Genomic DNA, 11,933 nt, shown 5'->3' with positions numbered 1-11,933 from the left:
TTAAACAACTTAATGAAGTGGAGAGGCAGGAGCGGATCATGCAGTCTTACATCAGAACTCTGATACTGAGCGGACTCATCGGAATGTACGCCTCTCTTACTGTGAATGCTGATGAGCGTGCCAGTGATCCCTTTCAACCTTTCCCGGATCAACTGGATCCTTCTATATTCAATGAAGTTCTGGACCGTGACTTTCGAGGCATCGTTCCCGAAGAAAAAACACTGTATTACCAAGTGCTCAAACACCTTCAGGATACCAGCTTGAAGGATCAAAAGCAGGCCGCCGAATTTAACCTGCAACAAAGGCGATCAGAGCTGAAAACATTTAAAGAGCACCCCCAACTTAAACTCCCCCTGTTTCCTGACATCTTCAAGAACAGCAGCCGTTACAAAGGCAGACTGGTCACATTAACGGGCCGCGTGAGAAAACTGATTCATTATCCCGCTGAGGAAAATGACTACGGCATCAAGACTCTTTACGAAGCGTGGCTGTTTACAGACGACTCTCAACAGAATCCCACCGTTGTTGTTTGCACCGGGGTTCCACCTGCACTCAAGGAGGGGCTACCCAAAGGAACTGATATAATTGATCATGTCACTGTGACAGGCTACCTCTTCAAGATGTATGCTTACAACGCACAGGATGACACGCGGGTTGCTCCTTTGATTCTGGCGAAGCAACTGTTATGGTCCCCGCAAGCGGTCGATGAAAAAGGAAGTCAACTCTTTTCGAAACTGTTGGCAGGTGGCCTGATCATCTTGATTGCGGGTGTAGCATTTGCAATGTGGCGCGTCATGCGGAAAGATAAAGAATTCAAAGAAAAACGATTGCAGACCAATCAGGGCCAGGTCAGTTTTGATCAGCTTGAATCGAAACCGGAAACAACAATATCAAAACCAGAGCCTGACAAGCAAAGCCCGCAATAACTTATCTCTTTAGCAAACTTGAATTGATTAAAATGAATGCAGATATGCCTTCTTCAAGCTTGAAACGCCCTTTAAAACTGGCAGTTCTGATTTCTGGTGGTGGGACAACACTTACCAATTTTCTGGAAAAACAGGCCGCGGGAGAACTGGATATTGAGGTTCCACTGGTCATCGCCAGTCGCCCTGACTGTGGTGGCATTGCCAAGGCGAAAGCCGCAGGACTACGCTGCGAAGTCATCTGTCGACGCGATTATGAAAACAGACATGATTTCAGCGCTGCCATTTTTGATCTCTGTCGTGAAGCAGAAATCGATCTGGTTACTCTGGCGGGGTATCTTTCACTGGTAGACATTCCCGAAGATTATGAGTACCGCGTGATGAATATTCATCCGGCACTCATACCGGCATTTTGTGGACAGGGATATTACGGCCACAAAGTACATGAAACTGTTGTCGAACGCGGAGTCAAAATCAGTGGGTGTACCGTACACTTTGCCGATAATGAATATGATCATGGGCCGATCATCGGCCAGAAATCGGTTCCGGTCAAAGGCACCGACACTCCGGATCAGGTTGCGGCCAACGTCTTCCAGGCAGAATGTGAACTCTATCCTCAAATGATCCAACTCTTCGTTGAAGGCAAAATCAGACTTGTCGATCAAAGAGTTGTGATTGAAGAGTGATTTTTTCCAGAGCAGTCATTCCTCATCTGGTGATTCAAAGCATCTGCCGACTTTGCCTTATCATGTGTCAGGAGTCAGACTGACATTCTTCCCGATGTGTATCGTTGCCGATTGGAGAAGATACGGCAGATATCGATGCGGTTACGATGAATGAGAGACTGTCGATTGCATTGACTCAGCCCCTCTATGCCCTTTCTGGATCCTTCTTCTCGGCTTTTTTTAGAGCCATCAACCGTTTCAAAACAGGGTGTCTGGGGAATCTTTAGTGGTTTCCCACTCAATTTGAATATTTCTTTTAGGAAAGATGAAGTATTTAGGAAATATCAAAACAACTGACAGATTATGATTGATTTTGAAAGTTTGTGGTGATAATTTGGAAATATTGATTGATACCTGGTGAATTGAGAGGCATACTCTTCAGGGAATACTATCGTCTCAGGAGGAGTTTGCATGTCAATGTTGCTTGACGAAAGACGGGAAAGCATCTTAAAGATTGTTGAAAACAAGGGATATGTGTCTCTTGTGGATTTGATGGATTCTGTAGGTGCTTCTGAATCTACTGTTCGAAGGGATTTGGAGCATCTTGACGGAATCGGTCAGATACGCCGAACCCGTGGCGGCGCCGCTTATAGTGGTGAGTCATTGGCAACCTTTGAAGATCGCTCTTTTATGTCTTCTGGGCAAAAGAGGTTGATTGCACAAACTGTAGCCGGCATGATCTCTCCTGGAGAGGCTGTGCTCATGGATGGTGGCACAACGACATTGGAAGTGGCGCGTCAACTGGCGGGAAAACAACTTCAGGTCGTGACGAATTCGCTGCCGATCGCCAACCTGTTGGTAAATCAGCCGCATATCGATCTGATGTTGATTGGCGGGTTTCTGTTTCCCAAAACAGGAGTCGCGTTAGGCAAGACGGCAGTTGATTCGCTGAAAAGCGTACATGTCAGGCGATTGATTATCAGTGTTGGAGGCATTACTGAGAACGGACTTTACAACAGCAACATGTTGCTGGTGGAAACGGAACAACAAATGTTTGAAGCAGCAGAAGAAGTGATTGTTGTGACAGACAGCACCAAATTTGGGCATTCGGCACTCGCTCATTTATGTCCGTTGAACAAGGTAGACCATATAGTTGTCGATGATGGAATTTCTGAGAAATGGAAATCCGTCATCCAAAATGCAGGAATAGAACTGACGATCGTAGAAACATAACACATATTATTTTCGCAGATACAACTAATCCAATTCAAGAAATTGAGATCCGTTTATTATGACACAGCTTACAAATTCAATATCACGCACTCAGGTAGAACAACTGGTTCGTCAGGCATTGACACAGCAACTGGGAGGTGGAGCAGCAGCCTCTGGTGCACCGAATCCACTGGTTGTGAATATCTCTGCCCGACACATTCATCTTTCGCAAGAACATCTTGAGGTTCTGTTTGGCAAAGGGGCCCAACTTGAAGTTCAGAAAGATCTGTATCAGGATGGCTACTTTGCTGCGACACAGACTGTGGCGATTGTCGGACCGCGTCGCCGAATGATTCCCAATGTACGCGTTTTAGGACCATGCCGCGGTGATACTCAGGTAGAACTGGCTTTTACCGACACGATTTCACTGGGATTGGAAGTTCCGATTCGGATCAGCGGTGACCTTGAAGGCACGCCCGGTTGTGTATTGATGGGTCCCAAGGGAGTTGTTGAGTTGGATAAAGGAGTGATCCGAGCTGCCCGACACGTACACATGTCGCCTGCCGACTGTGCTTTTTACAAATGTGCCAACGGTGACCAGTTACACCTGCGAATTGAATCGCTTGGTTGTACTACGGTTTTGGAAGATGTCGTGGTTCGCGAAAATCCGGAAGTCAAACTTGAGGTTCACATCGATACCGATGAAGGAAACGCAGTTGACCTGGATCATGCGTCTTCCGTCACACTGTTTGTTCCTGAAGGCTGTAAATGTAAACACAGCTAATACCAAATCTGATGCAAATTTGTCTGATCACTTTATCAGAGGGTTTGCTTGATACCTGTTTCAGGATTGAATTTCGATTCTGAGTAAATAATGAACTGTTTTTTTAACTATCTCTAAAAGGAGAACTGACTCATGGCGAAAGCAATGGAAGCCCTGGGAATGGTGGAAACAAAAGGGCTGATCAGCCTGATTGAAGCCGCCGATGCAATGTTGAAATCTGCCAACGTACAAATGATTGGCTGGGAAAAAGTGGGTAGCGGACTAGTCACCGGTTTTGTTGTCGGCGATGTTGCTGCTGTCAAAGCTGCCGTGGATGCGGGTGCTGCTGCTGCCAGTAAAGTGGGCGAAGTGGTTAGCGTTCAAGTCATTCCACGTCCTCACGAAGAACTTGCCAGTATTCTGCCGAAAAATTCTGCTGCTGCCAAGAAATAACTTAACGGGTTAACAACATTGACGGCTGAAATCCCTGAATCTGATCGAATCGACGATGATCATAACCAGTTGACGTTTAACTGGTATGAAGCCACAGGAAATTCAGCTCAACCCATCACAATTAAAAAAAATGAGGACAAAATGAGTTCAGAAGCAATTGGTCTGATTGAAACAAAAGGTTTGGTTGCTCAAATTGAAGCATCCGATGCCATGCTCAAAGCCGCCAACGTGACTCTGGTTGACCAGATTCAAATTGGTGGTGCGTTTGTGACCACAGTCATTCAAGGGGATATCGGCTCAGTTCGCGCTGCAGTTGATGCCGGTGCATCTGCTGCTTCTCAAATTGGAGAACTGGTTGGAGCCCATGTGATTGCACGTCCCGCTGAAGGTTTGATGTCACACTTTATGTAAGAGAGCGTACTGTTGGTTCTTCCCGCACACACACGTTGTGCCGATCGGGAAAAAGGACGTTGAAACACCAGTCTTTAAGTCACAGAATGGATTCCTGCAATGAAAGTACTTGTTGCCAATTTAGGTTCCACCAGTTTCAAATATCGCCTGTTCGATATGCCCGCTGAAGTGCAGCTTGCACGTGGGGGCATCGATCGTATTGGCGAAGCGCAAAGCAATTGCTTTGTCGAAATTGGTTCGCATCGGGAGGAAAAGACAGACAATGTTCCCGACCATGCAGCCGCCGTCAACTTATGTCTGTCTCAATTGACCAATTCCGAATGGGGTTGTCTCAGTTCAGCAGATGAAGTCGCGGGAATTGGATTCAAAGCGGTCTTTGCCGGAAACTTAAGTGGCATTCGTCTGGTAGATGAAGAATTGCTGACCAAGATGGAGGCGTTGGCAGATATAGCACCTGCTCATAACCCTCCGTATGCCCGAGCTATGCGACAACTGCGTCAGGCCTTTCCTGAAATTCCGCTGGTTGCCGCATTGGAAACGGCTTTCCATGAAACCATCCCTGCGGAAAATCGTACCTATGCCATTCCTTTTGAATGGCAGGAAGAATACGAAGTCAAGCGTTGGGGTTTTCATGGTGCCAGTCACCGTTATATCGGCACTCGTATGGCCGAGTTAACTGGCAGGGATGACCTGCGGGTGATTTCCTGTCACCTGGGAGGAAGTAGTTCATTATGTGCCATGCAAGGTGGTGTTTCCAAAGCCAACAGTCTGGGAATGAGTCCCCAAACAGGATTGCCTCACAATAACCGTGTGGGTGATTTTGATCCGTTTGCTTTGCCAGTTTTGATAAAAGCCACCGGAAAATCTCTGGCGGAACTTTTGGAAGACCTGTCGAGCAAGGGTGGTCTATTGGGAATGAGCGGATTAAGTGGCGACTGTCGCGATCTGGAGGAAGCGGCAGCCAACGGTCACGAACGGGCAGAGATGGCACTTAGCGTGTTTCACTCTGCAATCCGACATTACCTGGGAGCTTACCTGACGGTACTTGGTGGAGCGGATGCGATTGTTTTCACGGGTGGAATCGGTGAAAACAGCGTGAGTTTACGAGAGAAAGTTTGTAGCAATCTGGAATGGGCGGGAATCCGCCTGGATTCTGAACGGAACAAAGTCGCTTCTAACGAAGCGCAGATCCAGGCAGACGACAGTCAGGTGCAAATCTGGGTTGTACCGACCAATGAAGAAATTGTGGTCGGCCGGCAAACAGTGGAAGTCATCGAAGGGCGTTCGTAACGCTAGAAATGACGGTCATCCTTTTCAGGATTTTTGAGGAGTTGGTTCGATGTTTATAGGACGTATTACCGGTAGCATCGTTTCGTCACAGAAAGTCGAAGCGATGGTAGGCCAGACGCTGTTCATTGTCGAGCCGTTGCGCGTCAACGAAAAAGACCAGAGTGATTTAACTCCGACAGGGCGATCTTTTGTCGTCGTTGATACCGTGGGAGCAGGGCAGGGTGAGGTCGTGCTGTGTGTGCAAGGGTCATCGGCCCGGTTCACGAAAGAGACCAAAACATTGCCCATCGACGCCGCCATCGTAGGTATCGTCGATCAGGTTCACATTGGATCTACAGAAATTTTTAACTCAACGGAAAAATAATCGAGCACTAGAGAATGTATTCCCAGCGCAAACAATTATCACAACTACCTCTTAATGAACGACATCGAGCCATGATGATCATCTGGTTTGCCATGCTCGCTGGTGTTGTTGTGTTTGGAGTTGTGGTCGCTGTTCTAATCAATGGATCAAAACCAAATGCCGGTTTACCAGTTCTCACATTTACAGCGATGGGAATGGCGGCAATGAGCCTCGTTATTCGCTTCATTGTTCCGAATCTCATATCCCGCAAGCAGTTTGCACAAACCATGCAAACTGCAAAAACAGAAGCGAACGACGATGAAGAACAGATGCTGGGAAACTTCTATCAGATCTTCATGATGCGATTGATTATTGGCATGGCGTTACTGGAAGGTGCCGCCATGCTGAGTCTCGTCGCCGTGATGGTGGAAAACCAGAGGCTGGCGTTTATACCTGTTGCAATTTTGCTGCTAGTCATGATCGCTTCGATACCAACGAAATCAAAACTGGACGGATGGATTCGCAACCAGATGGAAAACTATAACCTGGAAAACCAAAACTGAATTTTGAAAGACTGAGACGACGGCGTTGAGTGTTCAATCTCAAAGTCAGACGACTCGGGGAGAAATAAATTATGCAGGCGACTGAAGAAGCTATTCGAAGTGTCGTACAGGAAGTTTTATCACAACTGAAACAACGTGGTGGTTACGGATCCACTTCGCCCGCAGCGAATCAGGATGGCGACTGGGGTGTTTTCAGTTGCGTCGATCAGGCGGTGGCTGCTGCGACCGAGGGGCAAAACCGGCTGTTGAATGCCTCTATGGAAGATCGAGCGAAGGCAGTCGAAATAGTACGACAGATTTGCGCTACACAGGCCGATGAACTGGGTCGTCTGGAGTTGGAAGAGACCAATATTGGTCGCCTCGATCATAAAATTGAAAAACTGCATTTGATCAAAAACATTCCCGGCATGGAATTTCTGAAGACTGATGCTGTTTCCGGAGATTACGGGGTCAGCCTGACCGAATACGCTCCCTTTGGTGTCATCGGAGCGATCACGCCAGTGACTCACTCACTACCTACATTGGCCTGCAACTTTGTGAACATGGTTTCTTCCGGCAATACGCTGGTAGTCAACCCGCACCCTGGCGGAGCAAAAATTGCCTGCGAAGGTGTACGGCGTTTCAATCAAGCCATTTATCAGGCTACCGGCTTACAGAATCTGGTGACCATTTTGGGAACTCCCACATTGGAAACCGCTGATGAAATTTTCAATCATCGGGGAATTCCACTCTTATGCGTGACCGGTGGTCCGGGCGTAGCCCGTGCTGCACTGGCTGCCAAGAAACGTGCGATTGTCGCTGGTCCTGGTAATCCACCTGTTGTGGTTGATGAAACGGCTGATATCGATAATGCAGCCAAGTCCATCATCATCGGAGGTGCCTACGATAACAACTTATTATGCATCGGCGAAAAAGAAGTCTTCGCCGTCGAGAGTATCTTCAACGAACTCATGTCTGCTATGGGACGACATGGCGGATATCAATTGAACAGCCAGCAGATCGCTCAACTGACGGCTCTGGCATTCTCGGCTCCTACAGAACCGGGTGGACACGCTGTTCTGAACCGTGATCTGATTGGAAAAGATGCAGACGTGCTGGCTGGCATGATCGGAGTGAGTGTCCCACCTGGAACACAGTTGCTTTACGGCGAAACCGACACGAACAACCCATTCGTGCCTGAAGAACAGATGATGCCTTTCGTTCCCTTTATTCGTTGCCGAAACGCAGATCATGGAATTGAGCTGGCTAAAGAATTCGAACACGGATTCCGTCACACGAGCATGATTCACTCACGAAATATTGAAGCGATCACCAAAATGGGTCGCATCATGGACACGACATTGTTTGTGCAGAATGGTCCCTGTGGAGCCGCTCTGGGCAACGGTGGCGAAGGTTATGCTTCCTTTAGTATTGCAACTCCGACCGGTGAGGGAGTTACGAACCCACTGACATTCACTCGCTTCCGTCGTTCTACGACAGTAGGACACTTGCGAGTGATTTAATTCAGCACATTGGTGGAAGTATTTTTCTGCCAATCAACAACTATTTATTGTCTCAGGAATGAAATCAAATGTTGACAGGACGAGTCATTGGACGAGCAACGGCAACCGCCAAACATCCCAGTCTGGATGGCTGGCGCTTATTGCTGGTTCAAACACTCGATATCAAAGGCAACGCTGAGGGATTTCCTGAGCTGGTCATCGACGAACTGGGGTGCGGTAAGGGAGATACAGTCCTGCTGACTTCAGACGGAGCCGCTGTGCGAGAAATGGTGGGTGTGAATAATACTCCCATCCGCTGGGCCACTCTAGGTGTTATTGATCGTTAATTTAGATACTAGAAAAGTCAATTAGAACGTAATGCAGTTTTCTGAAGAGTTGGTCAATCAGGTAGTCGCCAATGTATTGTCGACCATTTCCCAAATGGGAAGTGGCGGGCAATCATCGGGAAGCGCACCATCTGTTTCCACGCCTGACTCTTCGGTTGTATTGTCAGACAAAGTCATAACTGCAGATTTACTGGCGGAAAAGATAAAAGGTCAATCAGTCGTCGGCATTGCTGCCGAATCGATCTTGACTCCTTCTGCGAAAGATTATCTGCGTGAGTTTAATGTCAGTGTCCATCGCCCAGCTGCCGTTGCTTCTTCAAAAGGGCTGGGAACAACCTGGCGGGCAATTGTTTTATCAAACTCATCTGCAGTTGAAAATGCACTGGAAACGATTGAGCAACAGACCAATACACGTTGGTCACAGGAATTGAGTGCTTCACTGGAAGAGTCGGTGAATGATGCGATCAGCAGTTTGTGCCGTGCGGATGCTGCAGGAATTGTTCTGTTTGCTGAAGCAGCAGAGATGGCGGCCTGTCTGGCGAATCGTAATCAGAAAATTCGCGCTGCCTCGATTCAGGACGTGAACCAGTTAAGAAACGTGATTTCACAAATGAGACCAAATCTAATTTGCGTTAACCCGTTACAGAAATCGTTTATCGAACTGAGAAATTTGATCAAAACATTTGTAAATGCAGGCGTTCCTGCAAACGGAAATGAATTATGAAAATTGCAGAAGTCATCGGAAAAGTAACGCTTTCACGCAAGCATCCCAGTCTGGCTGGTGCCCGATGGCTGGTTGCGATTCCTTTAAAGAGTGATGAGCTGAACACGAAGAAGAAAAAGAAAACAGAACCTTTTATTATTTATGACGAGCTAGGTGCTACGTCAGGCTGTCAGATTGCGGTCAGTGAAGGCGCAGAAGCATCCGCTCCCTTTCATCCTGATGTCAAACCGATCGACGCCTATGTGTCGGCAATCCTGGATCAGGTTGAAGTTTACTAAGACCACATTTTACCAATTAAATCACAGTCACTGAAAACACAATTTTTTTATTAAATGTTTGGAGTAGAGAGAATGTCAAATCAATGGAACAGTGGAATTCATGACCGAAGCCTGAAAGAAGAGATCTGCGAAATCGGACGTCGCGTTTATAATAAAGGATTTGCCGCTGCCAATGATGGAAACATTTCGATTCGCGTCGGCGAAAATGAAGTTCTCTGCTCACCAACCATGATCTGCAAAGGATTCATGAAACCTGAAGACATTTGTGCCGTTGACCTGGATGGTAATCAAATCGCGGGTACTCGCAAACGCACCAGTGAAATCCTGTTGCACCTGGCGATCATGAAAGAACGTCCTGATGTTAAATCTGTAGTGCATTGCCATCCCCCACATGCAACCGCGTTCGCAGTGGCCCGCGAGCCGATTCCACAATGTGTTCTTCCGGAAGTAGAAGTCTTCATGGGTGAAGTTCCGATGGCACCTTATGAAACACCGGGCGGACAGAAATTTGCCGACACGGTTGTGCCTTTCCTCAAAGGGGGCACGAACACGATTATTCTGACGGGACACGGAACCGTCACCTTTGGTAAGTCGTTGGAAGACGCTTACTGGAAAACAGAAATTCTGGATGCGTATTGTAAAATTCTATTATTGTCCAAGCAAATGGGTCGTGTCAGTTACTTTACTGAAACGGAAACACGCGAATTGCTGGACTTGAAACAGCGACTCGGCTTCGATGATCCTCGTTTTCATGTTGAAGACTGTGACCTGTGTGGAAACAGCGCTTTCCGAGATGGATATAAAGAAGGTCTTCCTCAGCAGATCGCTTTTGAGCCTGCCCCCAGTTATCCGGGATACCTGCAGAAACCATCCTCAGCAGCTACTCCGAGCAGTAATGGCGGTAGCTCTGATCAGTTGATTAAAGCGATTACCGATCAGGTCATGTCAGCGTTGGGTAAATAATCTGATTTCCCTGTATTCAAAAAAGACACATTACATCGTCATATAGAAAAGAATAGATCATGAATGTAAGTATTATCGGTGGAGGTGGACTGGTTGGTTCTTGTGCCGCCTTTGCATTACAGGCCGGAGGCATAGTCCGGGAAATTGCGCTGGTCGATGTGAACCAGGATATGGTCGAAGGCCAGGCTCTGGACTTGTTGCATGGCAGCTCGTTAACCGCAGATCAGAAAATTTACGCTGGTGGAACCGAGCTCGTCAAAGACAGCGACGTGATTGTGATCACCGCTGGCCTGCGTCGTAAACCCGAAGAAAGCCGTCTCGATTTAATTAACCGGAATGTAGAATTGTTTAAAAACATTCTGGCTGATGTAAAACGTGTGGGAACAAAACCGGGTGCGATCGTATTTGTTGTTTCGAATCCGGTTGACGTGTTGACTTATCTGGCAATGAAAGAGCTAGGACTACCACCGGCGCAGGTGATTGGTCTGGGTACTGTTCTGGATACCACTCGACTGCGCAGCATGCTGGCTGCCCGTCTGGATGTGCCGCCCTCTCAGGTTTCCACGTTGATTCTTGGAGAACATGGCGACAGTATGGTTCCAATCTGGTCGGCTGCTCAAGTGGGTGGACTGCCTCTGGATAAGTTTCCTGGCAGCAGCCCCTCACTGATTGCTGAAGTAGAAAAGAAAACTCGCGGCAGTGGAGCTGAAGTCATCAAGAAAAAAGGGGGAGCCGGTTTTGCGGTGGGTGTCAGTATTGCTGATGTTGTACATTGCATTGCCCTGGATCAACAGCGCATTCTTCCGGTTTCTTCATTACAGACCGGAGCCTTTGGTTTACGAGATGTTTGTATCTCCGTCCCCACAGTCATGGGGCGTTCCGGAGTGGTAAAACATATTGAGATCGATCTCTGGCCGAAAGAACAGCTGGCGCTGACACAGTCTGGAAAAGTTCTAGGCGAAACGCTGAGCAAGGTTCTTGGCTGATCAACGCGAAAGCGGTGGCCTAAAAATTACATTTGATTCCTTTTTTGTTGCGTTTTAATTTGAAATGAATGTCTGATGGAAAAATCACTTGATATAAAAATCCGATCGATTCACGCTGATCCCAGCGGTTCGAAAGAGTTTATCATTGCTGATGCCAAGGACGCTGATATGGCGTTTGGAATTGGTGCGCCTGGTTTATCTCCGGAACGGCACGATCAGGAACTCAAATATAAAACGCTGGCCGAATACCGGCAGCAAATTCGTGAAGTGATCCAACAGGAAATCGTAGACATTGTTTTGATGTCAGCCAGTACGAGTGAAAAACTGACTATTGACGAACGATTGTTTGACAATTCGCCGATTACACCAGCGGCACGGGCCAATGATACGACTGACGTACATGTGCCCCGTGGAGGTGTCGTTCATTTATCGCCGGCCAAGCCATTTCGCTCTGCCAGTCTGGATCACATCATGTGTGGGCATCTGGACTGTAAGCCGGAAGAACGTGCTTACGGCGCTGATCTTGGATTG

The 11,933-nt window shown here is 47.6% G+C and carries 15 protein-coding genes and 1 pseudogene; all 16 read left to right on the top strand.

Translation table 11 applies throughout. The features are described from left to right. The coding region (locus tag Q0668_RS04975) for a hypothetical protein (RefSeq protein ID WP_298860704.1) at window positions 1-926 on the top strand (926 nt) is incomplete at its 5' end. Window positions 927-970: 44 nt separating this feature from the next. Beyond that, window positions 971-1,609, top strand: coding sequence for a phosphoribosylglycinamide formyltransferase (purN, locus tag Q0668_RS04970; protein WP_298860701.1), 639 nt, complete (start codon window positions 971-973; stop codon window positions 1,607-1,609). A 450-nt stretch (window positions 1,610-2,059) separates the two neighbouring features. After that, entirely contained in the window at window positions 2,060-2,821 is a 762-nt protein-coding gene (locus Q0668_RS04965) for a DeoR/GlpR family DNA-binding transcription regulator (protein WP_298860698.1), read from the top strand. 58 nt (window positions 2,822-2,879) lie between these two features. Continuing rightward, window positions 2,880-3,584, top strand: coding sequence for a phosphate propanoyltransferase (gene pduL / locus Q0668_RS04960; RefSeq protein ID WP_298860696.1), 705 nt, complete (start codon window positions 2,880-2,882; stop codon window positions 3,582-3,584). Between the two features lie 132 nt (window positions 3,585-3,716). Further along, complete coding sequence (locus Q0668_RS04955) at window positions 3,717-4,016, top strand: BMC domain-containing protein (protein ID WP_366918870.1); 300 nt, start codon at window positions 3,717-3,719, stop codon at window positions 4,014-4,016. Between the two features lie 141 nt (window positions 4,017-4,157). Next, window positions 4,158-4,427, top strand: coding sequence for a BMC domain-containing protein (locus Q0668_RS04950; RefSeq protein ID WP_298860706.1), 270 nt, complete (start codon window positions 4,158-4,160; stop codon window positions 4,425-4,427). Between the two features lie 99 nt (window positions 4,428-4,526). Continuing rightward, window positions 4,527-5,717 (top strand): acetate/propionate family kinase, encoded by a 1,191-nt coding sequence (locus Q0668_RS04945; protein ID WP_298860693.1) that lies wholly within the window; start codon window positions 4,527-4,529, stop codon window positions 5,715-5,717. 49 nt (window positions 5,718-5,766) lie between these two features. Further along, window positions 5,767-6,081 carry a EutN/CcmL family microcompartment protein gene (locus tag Q0668_RS04940; protein WP_298860690.1) on the top strand — a complete coding sequence of 105 codons (315 nt, stop codon included), beginning with the start codon at window positions 5,767-5,769 and terminating at the stop codon, window positions 6,079-6,081. Between the two features lie 14 nt (window positions 6,082-6,095). Next, complete coding sequence (locus Q0668_RS04935; RefSeq protein WP_298860687.1) at window positions 6,096-6,623, top strand: hypothetical protein; 528 nt, start codon at window positions 6,096-6,098, stop codon at window positions 6,621-6,623. 71 nt (window positions 6,624-6,694) lie between these two features. Further along, the gene (locus Q0668_RS04930) at window positions 6,695-8,125 is read left to right on the top strand and encodes an aldehyde dehydrogenase EutE (protein ID WP_298860684.1); all 1,431 of its coding nucleotides are present in this window, start codon (window positions 6,695-6,697) and stop codon (window positions 8,123-8,125) included. Between the two features lie 68 nt (window positions 8,126-8,193). Further along, window positions 8,194-8,451, top strand: coding sequence for a EutN/CcmL family microcompartment protein (locus Q0668_RS04925; RefSeq protein ID WP_298860681.1), 258 nt, complete (start codon window positions 8,194-8,196; stop codon window positions 8,449-8,451). Window positions 8,452-8,482: 31 nt separating this feature from the next. Further along, window positions 8,483-9,175 (top strand): hypothetical protein, encoded by a 693-nt coding sequence (locus Q0668_RS04920; RefSeq protein ID WP_298860678.1) that lies wholly within the window; start codon window positions 8,483-8,485, stop codon window positions 9,173-9,175. Then, a complete protein-coding gene (locus Q0668_RS04915) occupies window positions 9,172-9,453 on the top strand; it encodes a EutN/CcmL family microcompartment protein (RefSeq protein ID WP_298860675.1) in 282 nt (93 codons plus the stop codon). Before Q0668_RS04920 ends, Q0668_RS04915 begins: the two co-directional genes overlap by 4 nt. Window positions 9,454-9,525: 72 nt before the next feature. Then, on the top strand, window positions 9,526-10,416 hold the full coding sequence (locus tag Q0668_RS04910) for a class II aldolase/adducin family protein (RefSeq protein ID WP_298860672.1): 891 nt from the start codon (window positions 9,526-9,528) through the stop codon (window positions 10,414-10,416). Window positions 10,417-10,475: 59 nt separating this feature from the next. Then, window positions 10,476-11,402 (top strand): lactate/malate dehydrogenase family protein, encoded by a 927-nt coding sequence (locus tag Q0668_RS04905; RefSeq protein WP_298860669.1) that lies wholly within the window; start codon window positions 10,476-10,478, stop codon window positions 11,400-11,402. A 75-nt stretch (window positions 11,403-11,477) separates the two neighbouring features. Beyond that, window positions 11,478-11,933: pseudogene (locus Q0668_RS04900) on the top strand (hypothetical protein); the annotation flags it as partial.

It is taken from the genome of uncultured Gimesia sp. (assembly GCF_937910335.1).
Taxonomy (GTDB): Bacteria; Planctomycetota; Planctomycetia; order Planctomycetales; family Planctomycetaceae; genus Gimesia.
The sequence above is the reverse complement of the archived record's forward strand: the minus strand, read 5'-3'. Positions and strand labels throughout refer to the sequence as shown.